Source organism: Chlorobium sp. (genome assembly GCF_049593655.1).
GTDB lineage: Bacteria > Bacteroidota > Chlorobiia > Chlorobiales > Chlorobiaceae > Chlorobium.
On record NZ_JBAWHG010000006.1, the window covers coordinates 38,611 to 61,010 of the forward strand.

General features: G+C 55.5%; 21 protein-coding genes. 10 read left to right on the forward strand and 11 right to left on the reverse strand.

Annotation, left to right across the window (positions count from 1 at the left end; translation table 11 throughout):
* Positions 1–26: 26 nt before the first annotated feature.
* The 3 genes from WBP50_RS00675 to bshC all read left to right on the forward strand — a co-directional run bounded on the left by WBP50_RS00675 (position 27) and on the right by bshC (position 5,357).
* Positions 27–2,822, forward strand: coding sequence for a BamA/TamA family outer membrane protein (locus WBP50_RS00675; RefSeq protein WP_423931129.1), 2,796 nt, complete (start codon positions 27–29; stop codon positions 2,820–2,822).
* 62 nt (positions 2,823–2,884) lie between these two features.
* Positions 2,885–3,661, forward strand: coding sequence for a 5'/3'-nucleotidase SurE (surE, locus tag WBP50_RS00680; RefSeq protein WP_423931130.1), 777 nt, complete (start codon positions 2,885–2,887; stop codon positions 3,659–3,661).
* Positions 3,662–3,665: 4 nt separating this feature from the next.
* Positions 3,666–5,357 (forward strand): bacillithiol biosynthesis cysteine-adding enzyme BshC, encoded by a 1,692-nt coding sequence (gene bshC, locus WBP50_RS00685; protein ID WP_423931131.1) that lies wholly within the window; start codon positions 3,666–3,668, stop codon positions 5,355–5,357.
* A 27-nt stretch (positions 5,358–5,384) separates the two neighbouring features.
* On the opposite strand, the gene ccsA is transcribed toward bshC, so the two are convergent.
* The 3 genes from ccsA to WBP50_RS00700 are packed head-to-tail and all read right to left on the reverse strand — an operon-like array spanning position 5,385 to position 7,757.
* On the reverse strand, positions 5,385–6,185 hold the full coding sequence (gene ccsA / locus WBP50_RS00690; protein WP_423931132.1) for a cytochrome c biogenesis protein CcsA: 801 nt from the start codon (positions 6,183–6,185) through the stop codon (positions 5,385–5,387).
* Positions 6,182–7,414, reverse strand: a complete 1,233-nt coding sequence (locus WBP50_RS00695; RefSeq protein WP_423931133.1) for a cytochrome c biogenesis protein ResB — start codon at positions 7,412–7,414, stop codon at positions 6,182–6,184. The genes ccsA and WBP50_RS00695 overlap by 4 nt, the downstream gene beginning before the upstream one ends.
* 10 nt (positions 7,415–7,424) lie before the next feature.
* Entirely contained in the window at positions 7,425–7,757 is a 333-nt protein-coding gene (locus WBP50_RS00700) for a transcriptional regulator (protein WP_423931134.1), read from the reverse strand.
* 60 nt (positions 7,758–7,817) lie between these two features.
* On the opposite strand from WBP50_RS00700, the gene WBP50_RS00705 reads away from it, so the two are divergent.
* A complete protein-coding gene (locus WBP50_RS00705) occupies positions 7,818–8,306 on the forward strand; it encodes a heme-binding domain-containing protein (protein ID WP_423931135.1) in 489 nt (162 codons plus the stop codon).
* On the opposite strand, the gene WBP50_RS00710 is transcribed toward WBP50_RS00705, so the two are convergent.
* Genes WBP50_RS00710 through WBP50_RS00730 form a run of 5 tightly spaced genes read right to left on the reverse strand, consistent with a single transcriptional unit; the run spans position 8,266 to position 12,283 of the window.
* Positions 8,266–9,003, reverse strand: coding sequence for a TIGR00730 family Rossman fold protein (locus WBP50_RS00710; protein ID WP_423931136.1), 738 nt, complete (start codon positions 9,001–9,003; stop codon positions 8,266–8,268). The genes WBP50_RS00705 and WBP50_RS00710 overlap by 41 nt on opposite strands.
* Before the next feature lie 24 nt (positions 9,004–9,027).
* Positions 9,028–9,597, reverse strand: coding sequence for an aminodeoxychorismate/anthranilate synthase component II (locus tag WBP50_RS00715; RefSeq protein ID WP_423931137.1), 570 nt, complete (start codon positions 9,595–9,597; stop codon positions 9,028–9,030).
* 21 nt (positions 9,598–9,618) lie between these two features.
* Positions 9,619–10,875, reverse strand: a complete 1,257-nt coding sequence (locus tag WBP50_RS00720) for a GlmU family protein (protein ID WP_423931138.1) — start codon at positions 10,873–10,875, stop codon at positions 9,619–9,621.
* 30 nt (positions 10,876–10,905) lie between these two features.
* Positions 10,906–11,814, reverse strand: a complete 909-nt coding sequence (locus WBP50_RS00725; RefSeq protein WP_423931139.1) for a diacylglycerol/lipid kinase family protein — start codon at positions 11,812–11,814, stop codon at positions 10,906–10,908.
* Positions 11,807–12,283 (reverse strand): low molecular weight protein-tyrosine-phosphatase, encoded by a 477-nt coding sequence (locus WBP50_RS00730; protein ID WP_423931140.1) that lies wholly within the window; start codon positions 12,281–12,283, stop codon positions 11,807–11,809. Before WBP50_RS00730 ends, WBP50_RS00725 begins: the two co-directional genes overlap by 8 nt.
* A 230-nt stretch (positions 12,284–12,513) precedes the next feature.
* On the opposite strand from WBP50_RS00730, the gene WBP50_RS00735 reads away from it, so the two are divergent.
* Positions 12,514–13,719 carry a hypothetical protein gene (locus WBP50_RS00735; RefSeq protein ID WP_423931141.1) on the forward strand — a complete coding sequence of 402 codons (1,206 nt, stop codon included), beginning with the start codon at positions 12,514–12,516 and terminating at the stop codon, positions 13,717–13,719.
* Positions 13,720–13,846: 127 nt separating this feature from the next.
* A complete protein-coding gene (locus WBP50_RS00740; protein WP_423931142.1) occupies positions 13,847–15,061 on the forward strand; it encodes a helix-turn-helix transcriptional regulator in 1,215 nt (404 codons plus the stop codon).
* 65 nt (positions 15,062–15,126) lie between these two features.
* Here WBP50_RS00740 and WBP50_RS00745 read toward each other — a convergent pair whose 3' ends face one another.
* Genes WBP50_RS00745 through recG form a run of 3 tightly spaced genes read right to left on the reverse strand, consistent with a single transcriptional unit; the run spans position 15,127 to position 19,659 of the window.
* The gene (locus tag WBP50_RS00745; protein WP_423931143.1) at positions 15,127–16,500 is read right to left on the reverse strand and encodes an NAD-dependent succinate-semialdehyde dehydrogenase; all 1,374 of its coding nucleotides are present in this window, start codon (positions 16,498–16,500) and stop codon (positions 15,127–15,129) included.
* Positions 16,501–16,545: 45 nt separating this feature from the next.
* Positions 16,546–17,502 carry a ribosome small subunit-dependent GTPase A gene (gene rsgA, locus WBP50_RS00750; RefSeq protein WP_423931144.1) on the reverse strand — a complete coding sequence of 319 codons (957 nt, stop codon included), beginning with the start codon at positions 17,500–17,502 and terminating at the stop codon, positions 16,546–16,548.
* A gap of 36 nt (positions 17,503–17,538) precedes the next feature.
* Positions 17,539–19,659 (reverse strand): ATP-dependent DNA helicase RecG, encoded by a 2,121-nt coding sequence (recG, locus tag WBP50_RS00755; protein WP_423931145.1) that lies wholly within the window; start codon positions 19,657–19,659, stop codon positions 17,539–17,541.
* A gap of 105 nt (positions 19,660–19,764) precedes the next feature.
* Here recG and rpmE point away from each other — a divergent pair, with 105 nt between their 5' ends.
* The 4 genes from rpmE to WBP50_RS00775 form a co-directional block, all read left to right on the forward strand.
* Positions 19,765–19,992, forward strand: coding sequence for a 50S ribosomal protein L31 (rpmE, locus tag WBP50_RS00760; RefSeq protein WP_423931146.1), 228 nt, complete (start codon positions 19,765–19,767; stop codon positions 19,990–19,992).
* Between the two features lie 48 nt (positions 19,993–20,040).
* Positions 20,041–20,601 carry a ribosome recycling factor gene (gene frr / locus WBP50_RS00765; protein WP_423931147.1) on the forward strand — a complete coding sequence of 187 codons (561 nt, stop codon included), beginning with the start codon at positions 20,041–20,043 and terminating at the stop codon, positions 20,599–20,601.
* A 301-nt stretch (positions 20,602–20,902) separates the two neighbouring features.
* Positions 20,903–21,394: an arsenate reductase (azurin) small subunit gene (locus WBP50_RS00770; protein ID WP_423931148.1), complete on the forward strand. Its 492-nt coding sequence runs from the start codon at positions 20,903–20,905 to the stop codon at positions 21,392–21,394.
* Positions 21,395–21,406: 12 nt separating this feature from the next.
* Positions 21,407–22,400, forward strand: a 994-nt coding sequence (locus tag WBP50_RS00775; protein WP_423931149.1) for an arsenate reductase (azurin) large subunit, incomplete at its 3' end; no start/stop codon positions are given.

A 22,400-nucleotide genomic window follows, 5' to 3' on the forward strand; every position in this document is an offset into this window, starting at 1 on the left:
CGGAAAGAGTGACCGGAAACCGCGCAATGAACAGGAAGAACAGACCATCGCTCTTCAGGGGAGCACGCAGGACAGCAGTGATGATGCTGGCGGGACTCATGCAGCTGATACTCCAGCATGCCCCGCTTGCAGCGGCTCCGGCCTCCGTAGTCTACCCTGACACGCTCGCCATGCCTTTCAGGCGCTACGCCGTCATGCCGTTCATGAGGCCGGCGCGCAAAACCGTAGGCATAGCCTTTTCAGGCGGCGGGGCAAACGGCATAGCCCAGATCGGCATACTCAAGGCTCTCGACGAGGAGGGCGTTCCGGTCGATTACATTGCGGGAACCAGCATGGGAGCCATTATCGGAGGCCTCTACAGCTGCGGCTACAGCCCGGCAGAGCTCGAAGAGATTGCCTCCACCCTTCCCTGGCAGTCCATTCTGGCCATCAGGGAAGAGTCGCCGCGCTCGGGCTCCTTTCTTGAGCAGCAAAGAATACGCGACCGGGCGACCATTGCGATCCGGTTCGAGAAGCTGAAACTGCTGGTGCCGAAATCGCTGAGCTCCGCGCAGGCACTCACCGGAACGCTCGACCTGCTGGTGCTCAACGCGATCTATCACGGCTGGCAGGATTTCAGCACCCTTCCCGTTCAGTTCAGGGCCGTCTCCACCGATCTGCTTTCGGGAAAACGCATTTCACTGGCCTCCGGGTCGCTTTCGGAAGCCATGAGGGCAAGCAGCACGGTACCGGTACTTTTCGAACCGGTTGAACGCGACGGATACAGGCTTGTGGACGGAGGGCTTGTTGCCAACCTGCCTGTCGATGAACTCGACTATTTCAACGCAGCGTATAAAATAGCCGTCGATACGCACGGCAGCATGTATTCCAAAAGCGGCGACCTTGATATGCCGTGGAAAGCCGCCGACCAGGCCATAACCATTCTGACAGGACTGCAGTACCCGGCGCAACTCGAAAAGGCCGATATCGTCATCGCACCGGATCTGAGCCAGCACAGCGCCACCGATTTTTCCGATATCTCGGAACTTGTCCGAACCGGTTACGCCAAGGGAAAGGTGCTGGCCGGAACGATCCGCAGGGGAATCGAAACCGCTCCGAAACGGGATACCCGGATCGGCGGCTTCTCGAAATCGTTCAGGATCGACACCGGCAGGCCCATGAGTCCGGAGCACAGCGGAATCGTGGCAGGAATCGTCCGCAACGGACAGTCGCTGTCGAGAACTCTCCGGGAACTGCTTGAAACCGACCTGTTCACCTCGGTATACGCCACCTTCGACTCCGCAGGAAAAACCGTGGTATTCCATCTTTCTCCGCTTCCCCGGATAGGAAGTGTGGTGGTGTCGGGCGGCCCTGAGGAACGGCTCCCTTCGGGAGAGATCGAAAGCTGCTTCAGACCGATCATCAACAGCCTGTATACCAACAGCGCCGGAACGGCGGCCATTGAAGATCTGGTCCGCCTCTACCGAAGCCGGGGATACAGCCTGGTGGAACCGGAAAGCATCTCCGTTTCAGAAGGAACCCTCTTCATCGGCATGTCGTCGGGCAAGGTGAAAAACATCGAAATCGTCCAGAACAGGAATGTAACCGGCCTGACTCCGATCAGAAGGGAGATCAAGATTGACACTGCAAAAGCCATACAGCTCGAAAAAGCGGAAGAATCAACAGGAAACCTCTATGAAACCGGCATTTTCAACCGGGTTTCGGTGGCTGCCGAAAAGTCTTCGTTTCTGGAGGACAGCCGTGAAAGAACCCTGACCTTCTCGCTTATGGAAAAACCCTCATCGGTGCTCAGGCTTGGGGTGCGTTACGACGAAACCAGCAACGCCCAGTTCCTGCTCGACTTCCGGAACGAGAATCTCGGAGGAACCACCGGTTCGCTCGGAGGATGGTTCAAGGCCGGACAGAACAACACCGTGGCCAACATCGAGTACACCATACCCCGGATCGGCTCGACACATTTCACCCTTTTCTCGAAACTCTTTTTCGACCAGCGTGAATTCGATACAAGGGAGCTGCACTTTTCAAAAGAGTTCAGCGGCTACTCCTACGAAAACGTCTCCACCTACGGCATTCAGCGATACGGCATAACGGGTGCATTCGGAACGAGAATCAGAAAAAACGGACGGCTGTCGCTGGACGCCACCCTGCAGAATGCGCAGTCGTACCACGAAACCGGGCCGGAACAGCCCGCGCTCGCCACCGATAACAGAAACCTCTTCTCGGTGGGAACGTCCCTGACCATCGACTCGCGCAACAGCGCACAGATCCCCACTTCGGGCCGCCATACCCATCTGAGCTACTCGGCGACTCCCGCGGTGCTGGACAACAACGCCCTGTTCTGGCAGGTTACCGGACTGCACGAGGAGAACATACCCCTCGGAAAACATACCACGCTGCAGCTCTCGGCTGCCGCAGGCATAAGCAGCAGCTACCTGCCCCTTTCCGAGCAGTTCTTTCTCGGCGGCCCTGGAAACAGCTACAGCCGAAGGTTCGTCGGCCTGAAAGAGAACGATCTTATCGGCAGCAATATGGCCGTGGCGGGTGTGCAGTTCAGCTACACGCCTCCATTCGAGGTGATCTTCCCCGCGTCGTTCCTGCTCTGCTACAATACCGGCAATGCCTGGCGGCAGCGAAGCGACATGTCGCTCGCACGGCTCATACACGGCATCGGCACCGGACTGGTATGGGATACTCCGGTCGGACCGGCCCGGCTGATCGTATCGAAAGCGTTCGCGTTCCTCCACGAGGAGAAGGACACGGAGGCTTCCACGCTGAGATTTTCCGATACCGTCTGGTATTTCAGCCTCGGACATGATTTTTGAGATGAACTTTCTTAATTTTACGCCCGCCTGAGGGGAGTTTTGTGAACAAACCGAGCAGTTTTGTGACTGAGCTGAAAAAACCGCATATCCTGGTCTGCAACGACGACGGCATCGAGGGTGAAGGCCTTCATGTGCTGGCGGCTTCGATGAAAAAAATCGGAAGGGTCACGGTCGTGGCCCCCGCCGAACCCCACAGTGGCAAAAGTCACGCCATGACTCTCGGTGTTCCGCTGCGGATAAAAAAGTACGCGAAAAACAACCGCTTTTTCGGTTATACGGTATCGGGAACCCCGGTTGACTGCATCAAGGTGGCGCTCAGCCATATTCTCGACGGGAAACCCGATCTTATCGTTTCAGGCATAAACTATGGCAGCAACACGGCAACCAATACACTTTACTCGGGAACCGTTGCCGCCGCGCGAGAAGGTGCGATACAGGGCATCACCTCTCTGGCTTTTTCGCTGACCACCTACGAGAATGCCGATTTCACCTATGCGGGAAAATTCGCCCGGAAACTTGCCCGGAAAGTGCTGCAGGAGGGGCTTCCCGCAGATACCATTCTTTCGGTCAACATTCCCAACCTCCCCGAATCAGGGATAGCGGGAATTCTGGTCACCCGGCAGGGCAGCTCCCGCTGGGAGGAGGATGCCATAGAACGCAACGACATGTACGGCAACCCCTACTACTGGCTAAACGGAACCCTGAAGTTGCTCGATACCTCCCTGCTCCACGACGAGTATGCCGTGCGGCGCAACTATGTATCGGTGACGCCGCTCTCCTGCGACCTTACCAACACGGCTTTTCTCGACAGCCTGAACCAATGGAACCTGCAAAAATAAACGGGTGAACACATTTCTACTTGACTACCGGACCATCCTGACCCCGAAAAAGGGTTTTCCTCCGCTCTTCAAAGACTATACCACCGAGGGCGAGGAGAGAAACCGCCTGATCTCCTCGTGCTTTCACCTCGACTATCTCAAAGAGGCCGATTATTACCGCCAGCTCCATACGCTTGAGTCGAGAAGCTTTGACAGGAGCCTCCTGGTGGAGATCCTTCGCCGCCAGAATATCCGGTATGGATGTTCCGATCTGCACCTGAAGGAGATCGAAAAACTGCGCTCTCCGCGGTGTATGGCCGTGGTTACGGGTCAGCAGCCAGGCCTGTTCACCGGACCGGCCTACACCGTCTACAAGGCCCTGACCGCCGTGGTGTTCGCCGAACAGCAGAAATCACTCTTTCCGGAGTACGACTTTGTACCGGTTTTCTGGATCGAAGGAGAGGATCACGATTACGACGAATCCGCCCATGCGGCTACCTGGCAGCAGGGGGACGTGGGGCATTTCAGACCGGAACCCTTCAAACGGCTTCCGGACCAGATGGTGGCCGCATCGTGCTTCGGCGAGGATATCCGACAGATCGTCGAGAGCTTTCTGGACAGTCTGCCGGACTCTCCTTCAAAGCCGGCCATTGCCGACACTCTCCGGGAGAGCTGTTTTCCGGGCAACACGCTTGAAATGAGCTTTGCCCAGATCATGATGCGGCTTTTCAGGAACCAGCCGCTTCTGCTGCTCTCAAGCCAGGACCCGGATTTCAAGAGGCTCTCGCTGCCGGTGTTCCAGCGTGAGATCTCCACCTGTCCGGCATCGTCCTACAACGTTATCGCACAAAGCTCGACTCTGGAACATCTCGGCTACAGCGCGCAGTCGAAACCGAGATCGGTAAACCTCTTTCATATCAACCACCTTGGCCAGCGGCAGAAGATCGAGTATCCTGAAGAGAACATCTTCGTCATCACTCCCGACAACGTGCGGCTTTCGCGCCACCAGATGCTCGAGCTCACCGAAGACCATCCGGAGCGGTTCAGCCCGAATGTCGTGCTGCGCCCGATCGTACAGGACAGCGTACTGCCGGCATTCGCATCGATCGCCGGACCGGGAGAGATCAGTTATCTGGCTCAGTTCCGCAGGAACTACGAGCACTTCGGCATAAGCATGCCGTTTATCATACCGAGAGGCAGTTTTACGCTGGTCGAACCCAAATTCAGCCGGATCATGGACAAGCTGCTGCGGGTTTCCGGACGACCGGGCTTTTCAAGAAAACAGATCTACCACGCTGTCTTCAGCGATCTGCAGGCCCTGAAGCGAAATGCCGAAGGGGTGGGCGAGAATTCCGAACTCAACGGGCTGTTCGCCAGAAGCAGAACCGATATGCAGAAAGCGCTTCAGGATCTCGGCCCGGCTCTGGCGAAAATCGACCCGACACTTGAACCGGTGCTGGCCGCCTCGATCCAGCAGGCAGTGAAGATCGTTGAATCGATCGAGCAGAAAACCCGCAAGGCGGGACGGCGCAAAAACGAGGAGCTGATCGAACAGATACTGAAAACCGAAACCGCTTTCTTCCCGGAAGGGATGCCCCAGGAACGGCTGATCAACATTTTCTATTACCTTGACAAGTACGGCATGGAGCTGATCGACACCCTGAAGAACCTGCTTGCGGGACATTCGACCGAAGCCCATCTCATCGTCGAGCTTTAGGCTTCGCCGGGATTCGGGCAGCGGCAGCTAATTCGGCTGGTAGCTGTGCACGCTGTTCTGCGCCGAAGGAAGGTAGTTCACACCGAACCAGCAGACCAGCAGCACGAGAAACGAGAGGGCCAGATACCACTGCAGTCTGCCGGAGCCGGTCTTGTTGGCCGAAAGATGCAGATAGCCGAGATAGGCCAGCCATGATATGAAGGCCCAGGTCTCCTTCGGGTCCCAGGTCCAGTAGTGCCCCCATGCCTCCTTCGCCCAGAGCGCACCGAACACGAGGCCGAAGGTGAGCAGGACAAAACCCAGCAGCGCAAGATAGTGCGACAGCGAAAAGTCCTGATGGTCGGTCTGAGAGCGGAGCCCGGTGAAAATGTTGTGCCATGCGGCGGCCGAGGAGGCCGCAAGCAGCACGTAGCCGATAAGGTAGACAACCACATGGGGAATGAACCAGACGCTCTGCAGGGCTGGCATGAGAGCCTTGTCGAACACATCCGGGGTAGAGAGGTTGATGACGAGAAAAAATGCGGCGAGCGACATGCAGTAGTATTTAAGCCAGCCGACCTTCCAGCGGTATTCCACAAGAAATCCCACAACGGGAATAAGCGCGGCATACCACAGCCTTGTCTCGCCAAGCGTTCTGAGCGGCGGACGTTCGAGGGCGACCCAGTAGGCGGCGATAAACCACCCGAGCAGGACGGTTCCGGCAACCATGACGAGATAGGATGGAATGCGCAGCGCCGGAAAGCGCCGCGAGGCAAAGCGAAGGATCGAACCGGCAGCCCAGCAGACCATAGCGAGCGTGGCGATCAGTGGAAAATCGGCAAGTGTCATACGCTCCCTCCCCGTTTCATTCCCTTCCAGAAAAACATGGCGTTGCCGGCCATGATCATGAAAAAACCGCAGTATACAGCGGGAAGCCAGGGATCCCTGACTGCCTCGATCAGACTGAGCTGCGACCACCGCCCTGCCTTTTCGTCATACCCCATCTGGTACAGTTTCCATCCGTCGAACTCCACCGGCTTGTTCACCTCGAGTATCGCAGGTTTTCTGCCCCGACTGCCGCTGAGCACCACCCCGGAACGGAAGACTTTCGGCGTACCGGGAAACATGACCAGAAAATAGCGGCCGAGCTGCACCACTCCGGGACGTACAGAAGGACTTCCGGTGTTCAGCCATCGATCGACGCTTTTTCCGGCAGCACTGATCCTGACCCTGGCGTAGGGGATCCCGTTTTCCGGGTCCGCCGGACGGGGATTTCCGCTGCTGTCCGGAAGCGCATGCCCCAGATATTCGAGCACCTTCACCTCGAAGCCGGGCCATACCGCCCGGTATCCTTTGCCGACCTCGGCAACGCTGCCGGATTTTCCGGGTATTACCCGGTCGGACCCCGGATCGTAGAGCACCAGCTGAGGGCTGTACTCTTCAATGGAAAAATCGTCGAGATAGACGGAAAAAGGAAGCTGGACCATGCGGTTCTCCTCCGGAATGTACGCCCTGCTGTTCTGGCGTCCCTCATAGACCGGAATGATGAGACGCTGCAGGTCGGGTGCTCCTGCAAGCCCGGCGGCAAGGGCGATCCAGAAGCCGCCGTGAAAAAGCATGAACTGGAGGTTCGAAGGTCTGAACGGAATGGTCTTCCAGACAACCGAAAGGCCGAGATTGGAGAGAAACAGAAGCACCGTCAGCAGAAAAGGCCACCCGGAAAAAATACGGTTGAGGCCCAGGCGTGCGGGCAGCGAAGCGCCGGTCACCCCCCCCTGGGGAATGACGCCCCCGAGGAGGGAAAGAAAGGCGATCCCGAAAATAAGCGAGAGACCGAGCGGAATGCCGCCCAGCCAGACAACAAAGGGTTTGTTCCTGAATGCGACACCCAGCAAAACAAGCAAGGCGGCGAAAACGGCGAGAAACACGCCATTGAACGGCCAGGAGAGTACCGGCACGCCCACCCCGCCGGCAAGATACTGGATTGCGAATCCGGTGCTCACAACCAGAATCGTAACGATCGACGACAAACGGAAACTCCGGACATCTTCAAACCATCCACAGGAAACTTTACTCATAACTTCTTCTTTATGAACACTGACGTCCTTCTGCTGCCGTAGCGGTTTCACCCTCCTTTTTCAGAAGCTGGCAGCATTTGCAGACGATGAAATGAAGCTCCTCGACCGATGCCTCGTCGCATATTTTCTTGACCGCAGCCTTGATTTCCTGGCGATAAAGCTTGGTTCTGGGCAATTGCAGACCTCGCTTTTTATGAATATACTGCGACACGGCAGCCGGAGTCACTCCGAGCCTTTTTGCCGCCTGGGACTGCGTCAAGCCGGTTTTGACCAGCTCGATGGCCAGATCTGCACGAATCTGCGGAAGATAGTACCAAACTGCCTTTTCACAGGGAAATATCACTATAGTTTCCGGTTAAACGTTTAAGATAAAAAAGGAAATTCCTGAAAATTCTTCTAATCGATGTCTGCATATTCCTTCAAAAAAGCTGCAAGCAGGCTGGTGGTTGGCCTCATGATCGTCCAGTTCATTCCACTCGACCGGATCAATCCGCCGGAAACATCGCCGGTAAAAGCACCGGTCAAGATTACGGCGATTCTGGAAAAGTCCTGTTTCGACTGCCACTCCTTTCGTACAAAATGGAGCGCTCCGGCATATATCGCTCCGGCCTCATGGGCGGCTTCGGCAATGGTGTCCGGGGGACGCCGTGCGCTGAATTTTTCAGAGTGGGACAACGCCAACACGACGATTGCCGTGCACCGGATGCGAGCTGTCAGGAAAACCGTTCTTGAGGGCAGCGGTCATCAACCGCTCTACTATGGCCTGTACCCGCAATCAAGAATGAGTACAGAGGAACGCACTCTGCTGCTGAACTGGATCGACTCGTACGACAGGAAACAGCTCACGGGATTTAAAAATTCAGGGAGTACCCTTCGGGATAAAAGCTTCTGATTATCGGCACCACCCGGTCCAGATCGTCTTCAAGATAAATAAAATCCAGGTCGGATGTGTCGATATAACCATGGCTGCCGCACATGGTGTCCCGTACCCAGCCATAAAATCCGTCCCAGTAGGCCCTGCCGATGAGGATAACCGGAAACCGGGCGCTTTTTCCGGTCTGGATCAGGGTGATCGCCTCGGAAACCTCGTCGAGCGTACCGAAGCCGCCGGGAAGAGCGATGAATGCCTGAGAGTATTTCAGAAACATGACCTTACGGACAAAAAAATACTGGAAGGTGACCAGACGTCCGTTATCGATATACCGGTTGGGCCGCTGCTGGTTGGGAAGGCTGATATTGAACCCTATCGAAATACCTCCCGCTTCCTGGGCCCCCCTGTTGGCCGCCTCCATGGCCCCCGGACCGCCTCCGGTAATCACCGCAAACCCTTCGCGCGCCAGCAGCGCGCCGGCATTGCGGGCGAGAGCGTATCCGATGCTGCCGGGCGCTTCCCGCGTAGAACCAAAAACCGTAACGGCCGGGCCGGTTTCGGACATGGTTTCGAAACCGCTGACGAATTCCGCCATGATTTTGAATACCCGCCATCCGTCGACCATGAAATCGGTATCCCGGCCTGAAACCGGCTTAACCGGCAGCGCATCGGCGGGTGTTTTTTCGCACCTTTGGTCTGAAGAAAGCGGTTTGTTCATGGAAATCCGGAGGTCGGCTCCGCCTTAAGGCTGCAGTTCCAGAAAGTTTCTGATAATCTTCTTTCCCTCTCCCGTCATGATCGATTCAGGGTGGAACTGCACTCCGTAGAGACGCATTTCCACACAGTCCATGCCCATGATGGTGCCGTCTTCCGTCCAGGCTCTCACCTTCAGCGCAGGAGGAAGCGACTCCCGTTCGACGATGAGCGAGTGGTACCTTGTGGCGATGAACGGGTTCTGCACTCCCCTGAACAAGCCGGTGCCATCGTGATGGACCATTGAGGTCTTGCCGTGCATGATCTGGCCGGCCCTGATGACCCTGCCGCCCAGCGCCGCGCCAATTGACTGATGCCCCAGACAGACGCCGAGAAGAGGAATGCTGCCCTGAAGTTCCCTGATAAGCGGAACCGATACGCCTGCATCATCGGGAGTTCCCGGTCCGGGCGAAATGACGATTTTATCGGGAGCGCGCCGGATGATCTCTTCGACACTTATCCCGTCGTTTCTGAAAACTTCGACCGATGCGCCGGATTCCCCGATGTACTGGACAAGGTTATAGGTGAACGAATCATAATTATCTATAACGAGAATCATGCGGAAACAAACATTATACGGTTAAAGAAAAAATTTACGGCCCTGTTCCCTGCCGGCGACAAAACGGAACATCTCTTCATAAGCGGCGCTCATGACGACCTGCCTTCGCTCCATGACCTTCCGGGCGGTTTCAACCGCCTTGTCGATCATATAGGGCCCGAATCCATCGGCAGCGCCCCCCCAGGTAAAGGGATATACCTCTCTGGGAGGAAATCCCCCGCCGAAAACATTCGCCGATGTGCCTACGATAGTGCCGGTATTGAACATCGAGTTGATCGAGCATTTCGCGTGATCACCCATCAGAAGACCGAGAAACTGCAGTCCGGTGGAAATCTCCATGCCCTCCATAAGCAGTTTGACGCTGCCGTAGTTGTTCTTCAGATCGGAGGTATTGGTGCCCGCACCGAGGTTGCACCATGACGAAATATATGAATGACCCAGGAAGCCGTCATGCTGTTTGTTCGCAAACGGTTCGACAAGGGAATCTTCAACCTCACCGCCGACTTTCGAGGCTGTACCGACAAACACATTGCTGTATACCCTGGCTGAGGCCTTGACCTTCGCCCAGGGAGCCAGAAAGACATTGTTCATAAGAAGAGCATGGGATTCGACCACCGCCCCACTCCCGATGCTGATGAAACCGTCCTCCGCATCGAGCACGGCTCCGGCTTTGACTACCGCTCCCGGTGCGACGTAAATATTCGAACGGTTCACGATGACCGCGGAAGGGTGAATGTCGCCGGCAAGCACGCCTGCCTCGATATATCTGCCGTCCAGCTCCATTTCGTCGGCATGAAAAGCTATGACATCCCAGAGATTGTCGACAACCCGGAATCCTTCGACCTGCCGGACCGAAAGGCACTCCGCAAGCACGTCCGTATCGATCAGGCCCGCCGGACGACCACCTGAGAGTCCGGGAAACCGGGAACGAGGCATGCGGGCGAAGAGGAGATTGTCACCCTGCATAAGCGCGCAACCGGGATCGAGAGCGGCATGGATGATGATTTCGGCGGCAACGTCGTCAGAGACCAGCCTGCCGTTGATGAGGAAAAGCTCATCCCCGTCGATTCTGTTGAGAATTCTTTCCGGGTGCTGTTCGCCATAGAACGGTGCGAGGTACTCTCTCAGGTGCCATGTCAGCCGCACCGAGCCTGCCGTTGCATCCTCAAGTTTTTCGGCAAGGGAACGAAACCCGGTATAGAGACCATAAACGGGTTTGAAATTAACCAGCGGTTTCAGGCGCGAAACCTTCTCATCTTCAAAAACCAGATACTGCATCGTTTTATCGGTGACTATCGGATTATTCGCTTAAGGGGAGACAACCGTAAGCGCGGCAGGAGCGACAGATATGATGATCCTCCCTGGCAGGCTCTCGAAAACCTCTCCGTCCATGTGCATGACATCAGGCTCCGCCATGATTATCTCTATGGAACTAGCCTTGCAGTAAACCACCTTCGGGTCCTGAATCTGGCTGCCGCGAAGATACTTCACAACATAGCTCAAAAATGCAAGTTTCGGTATGGATTTCAGAATACAGACATCAAGCAGCCCGTCTGCCGGATCCGCATCGGGAGCGATACGGAACCTGCCTCCCTCGATTTTACCGTTCGAGACGGAAAACGCGAAAACAGGCTCATGCATTTCAAAAACGGCATCGGGAGCAGTGATTTTAATATGCATTTTTAGCGGCGCATAACCTACGAGGACACTGAAAAGTGCATGCGCGTAACTGAGTTCGCCCTTGAGCCAGGTCGTGCGCTTGACTGCTTCGGCAATTCTTCCGGTCAGCCCCATTCCGAGGGAGTTCACAAAAAAACGCCGTTCTCCGCCGTTGAAGGAAACATAGCCGAGATCGACCTTACGCCGTTGACCGGCAAGACAATCCTGCAGTGCGGCGCCGGCATCTCCGCTGCCCCCGAGCGTCTTGACGAAATCGTTTGCCGAACCGAGAGGAAGCACCCCGACGGCAATATCGCTGCCGGCAACGGCATTGACCACTTCATGCAGCGTTCCGTCACCTCCGCAGGCAACGAGACAGTCGCTCCTGACACTCGCATCGAGAGCGATTTCGCTGGCATGACCGGCGTGGGCGGTTGTCATGAGGGAGGCGCCGTCAAGACTGCAGACCCTGCCCCGAAGCCAGGGTTCAAGGCGCGCAGCCCTGCCCTTGTCAGCCTCGGGATTGAAAATAAAGGTAAAACGGCACCGTTCAGGCATCACCAACCTCCGGAAAACGATGATGCTCCGCAAGAGAGCTGAGGATATGGGCGGAAGCCAGGAACAGATCGTCCATAACCCGCATAAAATCCTTTTCCGTTCCGTAGTAGGGATCCGCAATTTCCTCGTGATCGCGACCGGACACGAACGACATGGCGAGCCGCAGCCTGGGCTTCCCGGCAAATCCCGTGATCCGGCCGATATCCTCGTAATTTTCGTGGTCCATCGCGAATATCCAGTCGTACCGGTCGAGATCGAGATCGTCGACACAGCGGGCTCTGATCTGCGCGATATCGATACCGAAACCCCAAGCCGCGGCTACAGCCCGCTCATCGGGAAATGAGCCTCGCTGATAGCCACAGGTGCCTGCGGAATCCACCATAACACGGTGACCGAGCCCTTCGGCGATGGCATGCCGGCGAAACACGCCTTCCGCCATGGGAGAGCGGCAGATATTTTCATAACACACAAAAAGTATGTTCAGCGACAAATCGATCACGCTATTCAACTCCTCTGAAATTATTCACTGCATACTACTGCCTTTGCGTAAAAAAATAACTATTTTTACGGCTGGCGGATTTTACTGCCGGACAGAACACCTCACAATACCCGCATTAATGCATCAGATAATACGGCGGATGCTGCATACATGAAAAATAAAGGATATATTTAATCCGGATAATTCAAATAAAAACCTTTATGAAACGCTGTCCCGTATCGCGTCTGCCGATCAGGGAAAAGCCTGAATGGGTAGCGCCTCACGCCGAAAACGGTTACGACACCGTGTTCTGTCTGATTGGCGACGACATCATTCATTTTGTACACCGCTCCGCAAAACCGGAAATCTCGCTGGCAGGAATAGACTCCCGCCGGTTCCTGACAATCCTCAAAGATCTCAATCTTTCCGGAATTCCGCTCTACCTGATAGTCAATTTCGAAAAGGTAACGGACATCGAATACCTGTACAGCAAGAATTTCCTGAATTTCGTGTTCAACTGGGGGAGAAACATCCGGGTGATCGTCCTGTACAACGTAAACAACGAAATACGAAACGATCTTGACCGCTTCTGCCTGATCGCTCCGGAAAACGTCTGCATGACCAGCACCGGAAGCTACCGGGAGGCTGTCGAAAAGATCCTGGACATGAAAAAGAGAAAAAGCTGGGTCACGGTGGAGGAGAACCCGTCATCCGGATCAACGGAACTGAAAAAGGAGCTGCTCGCTTCCATGACCCGGATATCCCTGCTCCATATTCTCAACCAGCAGATGCATCCCCCTGCCCCCGACCACGAGTTTTACCCCTATTTTCTTGCCGTCGAGGAGTTCCGCAAGGACATGATAGCGAAGGACGCAATCTACAGGAAAAAGAAAATAAAACTGCAGGAGGAATCAGAGCGGCGGCGCTGCGAAACGGTCAGCCGTCTGCAGCAGCAGATCTCCCTGCATACCGGATCGGCAAAAGAGCACGAAGGGCGGGTAACGGCGCTCAAGAAAGAAATACAGCGGCGCGACGAAGAACTGCAGCGGCTGAAAATCGTCGAAGAGAAAAAAAGCCTTTCCGCCGAAGAGATCTGCCGCCGGATATCGGCACTTGGCCGTGATGACCTTCTTGAAAACATTCGCCAGAGCCACTCCGGCAAAAAAAGCATCGGAGATATTGCGGATCTGAAGCTGAGTGATGAAGACTCGATCTTTATCGAAAAGCTGAAACGCCTGCACGCGAACCTCACCGAAAACGAACTGCACCTATGCCTGCTCGTACGTAAAAAGCTCACCACAAAAGCGATTGCACAGATGTACGAAACCTCTACGAGAGGAATGGAAAGCATCCGGTACCGCCTGCACACGAAACTCGGCCTCGGCAAACACCTCTCGATCAAGGCATACCTCACCGGACTCCAATAAAAATTACAAACGACAGTGTATTTTTTAAAAATAAGTGCGACAAAAAATTGAATACTTCAAAAAAATTCGCCATATTACTTTTGTTATCACGTCATAACACACTTAAGCCGTGAATAAGTTACACTTTATGAGTAAAGAGATCGCAGCAATTCTTCCGGATTCAGAGCAAAAACACTGGGAAACCGAACATTTACAGGCGGGGTTCACGAAACACATCAGGCTTCTTGGACGAAATATCCTTGAAAGCTCCGTAGAAGCACGTTACGATATTACGCTCGACGCCATGGATATCGACCTTTTCGATACCGTGCTTCGCGAATGCGGCCTTACCGATGAACCGGTTTTCTGCCTGTGGGATTTCTCTCATGTAGCCGACGTATCGTATCCCTACAAAAAGTCCATAACCAAACTCCTCTACAACCGGAATCCGCAATTCAAGCTGATCGTTTTTTACCATGTACAGCCGTCTGTGAGTATTCTTGTGGAGTCCTTTGCCGCCGTCGTTCCCGAGGGCCTTCGCGTACTTGTTACCGAAGACCGCCAGCAGGCTCTGGAAGCGATTATGGAGTTCGAAAAGGGCACTCTTCCGGAACCCCCTCCCGAAAGCCATGCTGAAATAATGAAAAGGAACTTTCTTGCCTATCTGGTAAGGATGTCCTGGTTCGATATGTTCGACGAACATATTTCCGTACCGCCTTTCGACGATAACTACTACACATTTTTTAAAGCAATTGAAGCAATGCAGACAGATCTGCGGGAAAAAGAAAAAGAAAAAGAAATGGAACTCGAACAACTGAAACAGGATTACGAGCAGAAAATAACCGATGCGGTTATAAAGCTTAACGCTCAGATTGAACTCAACAGGAAGCAGGCAAGGGAGAGCGAGAAAGAGATGGGCGAACTGAAAGCGCGCATAGCCAACCAGGATATGGAACTTACGCGCGTATCAACGGCCATCGCCGAAAAAACAACCGCCCTGCGCAATCTTCTCGACCAGATTTACGCCCTTGATATCGATCAGGACCAGAAACGGCAGATGACCGATTCCTGCCTGAGCCTTATCGAGACGGAAACCATCGAAAAAAGACTCAACATCGAACTGACCGAATCGGATTCGGTTTTCCTTTCGAAGCTGCAGAAAAAGCACCCGCATCTCAACCAGCGGGAACTTCGCATCAGCCTTCTGGTAAAACTCAATTACGATACCAGGGAGATTGCCCGTTCCGTAGGGATTTCGACCAGAGGCATGGAAAGCATCCGTTACCGCATGCATAAAAAGCTGGGACTCGGCAAGCACCAGTCGATCAAGACCTACCTTTCGGACCTGGCTGCCACTTTTTAATACTGCAAACCCTGCCGGAAACATCCCTCCTGCCGGCAGGATAAAAGCATGGTCAGGCCTGTAATTCAACCGAAATACAGGCTCCTGATATTGGCAAATTCCCTGATTCCATAGCTGGAAAGCTCACGACCATAGCCGGAGTGCTTGACCCCCCCGAAGGGCAGGCGAGGATCGGACTTAACCATCGCGTTGATAAAGCAGTTTCCGGTTTCGAGCCTTGAGGCTACCGCAAGGGCGCGGCCATGGTCCGCCGAGAACACCGCCGAACCGAGACCATACTCGCTGTCGTTGGCTATGGCGACGGCTTCATCGTCGTTTGCTGCTTCAATAACCGTCGCTACCGGTCCGAAAGTCTCTTCCCCGTAAGCCGCCATACCTTTTGTTACGTCGCTGAGAATGGTGGGCGGATAAAAATATCCTTTCCCTTCCGGCAGAGTGCCGCCACAGAGCAGCGTAGCTCCCTGCGTGACGCTCCGGGAGACCTGACGGTGGAGCTCCATGCGGAGATCGGCTCTTGCAATGGGTCCCACTTCGGTTGCGGGATCGAAGGGGTCCCCGGTTATGGCGCCGAGCATCCTCACAAGAAGAAGCTCCTCGAACCGTCTCCTGACCGAACGGTGCACGATAAAGCGCTTTGCGGCAATGCAGCTCTGGCCGCTGTTGAGCAGACGGGCGGCGGCACAGACCGCAACGGCCTTTTCAAGATCGGCGTCGTCAAGCACGATGTAGGGATCGTTGCCTCCAAGCTCCATCACGCTGCGCTTCAGCGCCCGGCCGGCCCTTGTGGCCACGGCACGGCCAGCGGCGGTGCTTCCCGTTACCGAAACCGCCTGTACACACGGGTGAGCGATAACGGCTCCGGTCAGCGTGTCCACATCCTGCAGCTCGATGTGCAGAGTACGGTATATGTTTTCGGGAAACCCGGCGTCACGGAAAACGCTCTCGATGGCGATTGCGCAACCGGTGACATTCGGAGAGTGCTTGACGATGGCTCCGTTGCCGGCCATAAGGGCGGGTACGGCAAACCGGAATACCTGCCAGAAGGGAAAATTCCAGGGCATGACCCCCAGCACCAGGCCAAGAGGCTCGAACACCACCATACCCTTTGCCCCGTCCATATCGATCTCTTCGGGCTGCAGATACCCTTCTGCATTCGCGGCGTAAAAGTCGCATACCCATGCGGATTTCTCGATTTCCGCCATCGCCTGTGCCAGCGGCTTTCCCATTTCCCGGGCAACAAGGACGCCATACTCCGCCTTCCGTTCGCGCAGCAGGGCGGCGGCACGCAGCATGAAGCGCGAGCGGTCGAGCATTGGAGAGCGGCGCCAGTCGGCGAAATCGCGGTATGCCGCGTCGAGAATTCGTTCAATGTCACTCTGCGACATCGAGGGATATTCGGCAAGCACCTCTTCGGTTGCCGGATTGATGGTTGCAATCATGAATTACTGTAACGTAGTTTTGTGAGACGGTAAAAAACCCGGTGCTCAGATTCCATCGTCAAAGGCATCGAAAAGTGCAAGGTAGCTTTCATACCTCCCGGCATCGATCGAGCCCTTCCCGACTGCGCTCCTGACCGCACAGCCCGGCTCAACGGTGTGGGAACACGACGAAAACGCGCACTCCGGCATAACATCAAGAAACTCCCTGAAGTAAAACCTGAGATTCTCTTTCGTAATATCGGCCAGACTGAACTCCCTGATACCGGGTGTGTCGATGACGTAGCCTCCTCCCGGGAGCGGAAGCATCGTCGCATTGCTCGTAGTATGAACGCCCTTGCCGCTCTTCCAGCTGGTTCTGGAAGTTTTCAGCCGGACCCCGGTCAGCAGGTTGATAATGGTTGATTTGCCGACACCCGAATGGCCGCTGAAAGCCGAAATCCTGCCTTCGAGGGCATCGACAAGCTCCCCGATACCGGTATTGCCGTAAACGCTGACGTAGCAGACAGGGTAGCCGAGTTCGTGATAAACCTCCATCATCCTGCGTACTCCAGCGTCCCTGTCGAGATCCATTTTGTTGACGACCAGCAGCACGGGAAGCTGTTCGGATTCGGCAAACACCAGATAGCGGTCGATAAGACGGGTCGTAAGCGGCGGTTCGTAGGCCGAAACGACCGGCACCAGCAGTTCGATATTGGCCGCGATCACCTGCTGTTTTTCACGGCTCCGGTTGCGGCGGGGGTCTCTTCTGCGGATGAGGGCGCTCTTTCTCGGCTGTACCTGCATGATGATGCCCTCAAGGGCTTCGGTTCCACTCAGGGTAAGCTGAACTTCCACCTCATCGCCGACGGCGGCCAGCGAGGAGTCGGGGTTGGCGCCCTGCGTTCCCGGAAAGGTCCTGCAGCGCAATACCCTGGCGTCCGGGGTCGTCACCATATATGCCGCACCGGACGTTCCGGTTATGCGGCCTGTGCAATATAACTCATTTGTTTTTTTTTCTCTCATGACTGAATACCGTGTTAACCCTCCCTGAACCGCCGCTCACCCGATATCGGCAAGCGAGGAACGGTCATGATAATGACGCAAATAACAGCTTCTGATCATAGCGTGTTCCCGTTTTTCCAGTCCGGGGTCTTCGGAGGCAAGCGCGAAAGCCGCCTTGCGGGCCGACTGCATGAGCGGAGCGTCAAGAAGCGGATCGGCGATCTTCAATCCGCTCACCATGCCGGCCTGCTCCCTGCCGAGTACGTTGCCGGCGCCCCTTATTTCCGCGTCGATTTCCGAAATCCGGAACCCGTCGGGAGTCGAGGCCATGGCCCGCAGCCGTTCGGCAGCTTCACCGGAAAGCTGCGCATGGACCAGAAAACAGCTCGATGCATGCCTGCCGCGTCCGACCCGACCCCGGAGCTGATGAAGCTGCGCAAGACCGAACCGTTCGGCGTGCTCGATCACCATCACCGTGGCGTTGGGCACATCGACACCTACCTCGATCACCGTTGTGCCGACCAGCACGTCGAGATCGCCGATTCTGAACCGGTCCATAACCGACTCTTTAAGCTCGGGGGTCATCTGGCCGTGAATGAGGCCAAGACGAAGACCTTCGAGTACTGTGGCCGAGAGTTCCTGAAAACTTTCAACGGCCGAGCGCAAGTCGATTTTTTCCGACTCCTCTACAAGCGGATAGACAATATAGGCCTGCCGTCCCGACTCCACTTCGCGCCGAAGCGCTTCGTAGACACGGTTTTTGGCATTTTCAGGTACAAGTGCGGTTTTTACGGGCACTCGGCCCTCCGGCATAGCATCGATAACGGAGACATCGAGATCGCCGAACCCTGCCATGGTAAGGGTTCTGGGAATCGGAGTGGCCGTCATGAGCAGCACATGCGGACTCGCTGCCTTCTCCTGCAGGGCTTTCCGCTGCAGAACGCCGAACCGATGCTGTTCGTCGATGATCACCAGCCCGAGGCGTGAAAACGAAACTCCTTTCTCGATCATGGCATGCGTACCCACCGCGACCGTCACCGAACCGCTTTCAAGACCGGCCAGCACGTTCTCCCTTGCTTTCTTCGGCTGACGTCCGGCAAGCAGGGCGACATCGATACCGAGCGGAGAGAGCCAGCGCTTCAGTGAAAGATAGTGCTGAACGGCAAGTATTTCCGTCGGCGCCATGAAGGCCGACTGCAGGCCGTTATCGGCGGCCAGCGCCATGGAAAACATGGCCACCAGCGTTTTTCCCGACCCCACATCGCCCTGCAGCAGGCGGTTCATGGGACGACAGCTTCTCAGATCCCGATAGATATCCCTGATTACCGCCTTCTGGGCCTCGGTCAGGGTAAAGGGCAGTCCGGCGTAAAACAGCCGGGTAATCTCGCCCGAATGGGTAAGAGCCGGGGCGCTCCGGTTCTTTTCAAGCTCTTGGTGACGAAGTGCGAAAAGCAGCTGGGTGTAGAACAGTTCGGTCCATTTCATGCGCGTCCGTGCGGCCTCGAGCCGCTCATGAGACGAAGGAAAATGCATTTCACGATAGGCTTCGGCAAGCGGCAGAAGGGCATGCATGCCGACGATCTCCGGCGGGAGATTCTCCTCACTGCCCGGAGCGAAGCGCTCGAAAGCTCCGGCAACGATGGTGCGCAGCTGGCGCGAGTTCAGGCCGCCCTGTTTCATGGCCGCGCTGGTGGAATAGAGGGGTATGATCCTTCCTGTATGAAACAGCTCATAATCGGAATGTCCCTGGTGCAGACCTTCGGCGGCCGATGCGCCGAGATGCTCGAAATCAGGATGCTGCATCTGCCGCCGGCCTCCGAAAGATCCCGCTTTCCCGTGTACGGCAAGCGCATCGCCCGGTGCAATACCCGAAGCGAAATACCGAACTCCCCTGAACCAGGTGAGTTCCACGGAACCGGTCCCGTCGCTGAGTACAGCCTTGAACCGGCTCCGTCCCGGCCCGGATCCTTCAAGACGCGCCTGCAGAACCGTACCGGCCACCGTCACCGATTCGCCGTCGCGAAGTTCGCCGATGTTTCTGATGGTGCTGCGGTCAAGATAGCGGCGGGGAAAATAGTCGAACAGGTCCTCGGGCGTTGCAATGCCTTCCGCTTCGAGGATTGCCGCCCGCTTCGGTCCAACCCCCTTCAGACTGGTTAATGGTGAGAAGACGGCCATAGGAAAGCTGTTGTATCTCGATAGTATTTCTTGTATATTAGCAGCCTTATTATTTTTTAACAGCAGGCCAAATCAATTTTCTGCACGAGAAAGCACAGAAATCACATGAAAAAGGATATTCACCCAAAGTATACGAAAGTTACAGCCAACTGCGCCAACTGCGGCAACGCTTTTGAAACCCGCTCAACCCGTAATACCATAAAGGTTGACATCTGCAACAACTGCCATCCGTTCTACACCGGCAAGCAGATGCTCGTTGATACGGCCGGCCGCGTCGAGCGCTTCAACAAACGGTTCGCGAAATCGACGGCAGCACAGACCAAGGCCCAATAAGCGTACAAGCGCTCCCGGGCAATCTGTATCAACCTATCAGAAACCGCTATGAACGTAAAAGAGGTCGCACAGAAGATTGAGCCGAAAATGAAGAAAACCATCGAGGCGTTTCAGCATGAAATCGCTTCGATCCGTACAGGAAAAGCCACGACAGCCCTGCTCGACAGGGTAAAGGTTGAAGCCTACGGCCAGCTGATGCCGCTCAAGCAGGTCGGAAACATCGGCGTCATGGATGTGCATACCCTTACCGTTCAGGTCTGGGACAAGTCGATGGTATCGGCCACCGAGCGGGCTATCCGCGACGCCAACCTCGGCCTGAATCCTTCGGCCGACGGCCAGAACATCAGGGTATCCATTCCCCCGCTTACCGAAGAGAGAAGAAAGGAGTTCGTGAAGCTGACCAAGAAATTCGGAGAGGATTCGAAGGTGTCGCTCCGCAACCTGCGCCGCGACATGATTCACGACATCGAGAAACTGGAAAAAGACAAGGCCATCAGCGAAGACGACAAAAACCGCGGCAAGAAAGAGGCAGACGACCTCCTGCACAAATTCGAAAAACAGCTCTCCGACCTGATTGCACAGAAAGAGAAAGAGATCATGGAGGTCTGAAAAGAACCCTCCCTCGCATTACCAGAAAAAGCCGGAACCCCCGGCTTTTTCTGGTTTACGCCATCCAGGCGCCTCTGTGATAGGTTTGCACATTTCACGAAAAATGCATATATATCTTTCAAGCTATATATCGTTATAGCGATTCTCTCCACAAACCTTTTCGTTCTGCAGCCCCGCAGAACCGTGTTCACAAGAAGTTCACGACCGTAGTTCCGTCGTTTCCGATCAAGGTTTTTTCTTCATTCAGGTCAATACCGGGCAACCGGCTATTTAACAGTTGTTATCCTTCAAAGGAGGCACAATGACGCTTCTTTCCAGAAGAAAGTTTCTGCAATCGTCAACGGCGACCGCCCTGCTTTTTATGGCCGGCTGTAAAAAGCAGACCCGGCCCGGATCGAAAGCTGACTACCCGTCGCTGAAAATCGGCAACAGCAAAACCCTCAAGCCGAACCAGCCGCTCACCTTCAACTTTCCCGACGAGCAGTCGCCATGCGTGCTGGTGAAAACCGGCAGCGAGGCAATCGACGGCATCGGTTCGCAGAAGGATATCGTGGCGTTCTCCTCCCTCTGTACGCACATGGGGTGCCCCGTCACCTACAGCAAGGGCCGCCTGATCTGCAAGTGCCACTACTCGATGTTCGACGTGAACCGCAACGGGCAGACCTTCCAGGGGCTCGCCTCGCAGTGGATTCCGCAGATCGTGCTGCGCGAGGACCCGGCCTCCGGCGATATCTTCGCGGAAGGCGTTCAGGGCCTCATTTACGGCAGAATCGGCAACCTAAAAGTAAGTTAAGGAGCACTCGACATGGCACTTTTCAAGAGAAAGGATGAGCTTCCGATTCCGCCAGGCGATGCGGAAAAGTACACCACGGTCTGCCAGTACTGCAGCGCAGGCTGCGGCTATAACGTCTATGTCTGGCCGGAGGACAAAAACGGCTCGGCAACCGCCAACGCATTCGGGGTCGATCTGTCGAAACAGGGCAAGCTCATGTCGGGCTTCTCCTACACCGAGACCATGCACAACGTCATCACCCGCAGGAACGGCAAACAGTACAATCTCGCCGTCATACCGGCAAAGGAGTCGAGAATCAACAAGGGCGACTACTCCATCCGTGGCGGAACCAACGCGCTGACGGCTTACAACCCGGACGGCTACACGAAAAAACGGCTGAAAGATCCCCTGATACGCAGGGAGAACGGTTTCGTGCCCATTTCGTGGGACGACGCTGTGGAAATCATCGCAACCCTTACGAAAAGCTCCATCGACAAGTACGGCGCAGACAGCATCGCCATGAAGTTTTACGACCACGGCAGTTCGGGACTGGGTTTCGAGGACAACTGGGCGGCGGGAAAATTCTTCCTCAGCGGCGTAAAAACCAGCTACCTTTCGATCCACAACCGCCCGGCTTACAACTCGGAAACATGGGGCACGCGTGAACGGGGCATGCACGAGCTGAATTACGACGTCGATGACGCCCGGCTTGCCGACACCGTAGTGCTGTGGGGAGCGAATGCCTACGAATCGGCAACCATTCTCTACACCGAGCACATCATGCCGAACCTGCAGGGAGGTTCCGTTGCGGATAAAAAGAAAGCGTTCGATCCCGGTGAACCGGCGGCTGAGGGCCATATCGTCATCATCGACCCCCGAAAAAATGCGACGGTGGCGGTAAGCCAGGACATTGCCGCCGACCGGGTACTGCACATCCGGCCCAACCTCGGCACCGACTGGATTCTGGCCAACGCCATAGCTCGCATCATCTGGGAGAACCGCTGGTACGACCAGGAGTTCCTCGACA

What these genes read in the sequence shown, in the direction of transcription:
- WBP50_RS00675 (WP_423931129.1), top strand. Translation starts at nt 27, where the DNA reads ATGAACAGGAAGAACAGACCATCGCTCTTCAGGGGAGCACGCAGGACA.
- ccsA (WP_423931132.1), bottom strand. Translation starts at nt 6,185, where the DNA reads ATGACACTTGCCGATTTTCCACTGATCGCCACGCTCGCTATGGTCTGC.
- WBP50_RS00695 (WP_423931133.1), bottom strand. Translation starts at nt 7,414, where the DNA reads ATGAGTAAAGTTTCCTGTGGATGGTTTGAAGATGTCCGGAGTTTCCGT.
- WBP50_RS00705 (WP_423931135.1), top strand. Translation starts at nt 7,818, where the DNA reads ATGTCTGCATATTCCTTCAAAAAAGCTGCAAGCAGGCTGGTGGTTGGC.
- WBP50_RS00710 (WP_423931136.1), bottom strand. Translation starts at nt 9,003, where the DNA reads ATGAACAAACCGCTTTCTTCAGACCAAAGGTGCGAAAAAACACCCGCC.
- WBP50_RS00715 (WP_423931137.1), bottom strand. Translation starts at nt 9,597, where the DNA reads ATGATTCTCGTTATAGATAATTATGATTCGTTCACCTATAACCTTGTC.
- WBP50_RS00720 (WP_423931138.1), bottom strand. Translation starts at nt 10,875, where the DNA reads ATGCAGTATCTGGTTTTTGAAGATGAGAAGGTTTCGCGCCTGAAACCG.
- WBP50_RS00725 (WP_423931139.1), bottom strand. Translation starts at nt 11,814, where the DNA reads ATGCCTGAACGGTGCCGTTTTACCTTTATTTTCAATCCCGAGGCTGAC.
- WBP50_RS00735 (WP_423931141.1), top strand. Translation starts at nt 12,514, where the DNA reads ATGAAACGCTGTCCCGTATCGCGTCTGCCGATCAGGGAAAAGCCTGAA.
- WBP50_RS00740 (WP_423931142.1), top strand. Translation starts at nt 13,847, where the DNA reads ATGAGTAAAGAGATCGCAGCAATTCTTCCGGATTCAGAGCAAAAACAC.
- WBP50_RS00745 (WP_423931143.1), bottom strand. Translation starts at nt 16,500, where the DNA reads ATGATTGCAACCATCAATCCGGCAACCGAAGAGGTGCTTGCCGAATAT.
- rsgA (WP_423931144.1), bottom strand. Translation starts at nt 17,502, where the DNA reads ATGAGAGAAAAAAAAACAAATGAGTTATATTGCACAGGCCGCATAACC.
- recG (WP_423931145.1), bottom strand. Translation starts at nt 19,659, where the DNA reads ATGGCCGTCTTCTCACCATTAACCAGTCTGAAGGGGGTTGGACCGAAG.
- rpmE (WP_423931146.1), top strand. Translation starts at nt 19,765, where the DNA reads ATGAAAAAGGATATTCACCCAAAGTATACGAAAGTTACAGCCAACTGC.
- frr (WP_423931147.1), top strand. Translation starts at nt 20,041, where the DNA reads ATGAACGTAAAAGAGGTCGCACAGAAGATTGAGCCGAAAATGAAGAAA.
- WBP50_RS00770 (WP_423931148.1), top strand. Translation starts at nt 20,903, where the DNA reads ATGACGCTTCTTTCCAGAAGAAAGTTTCTGCAATCGTCAACGGCGACC.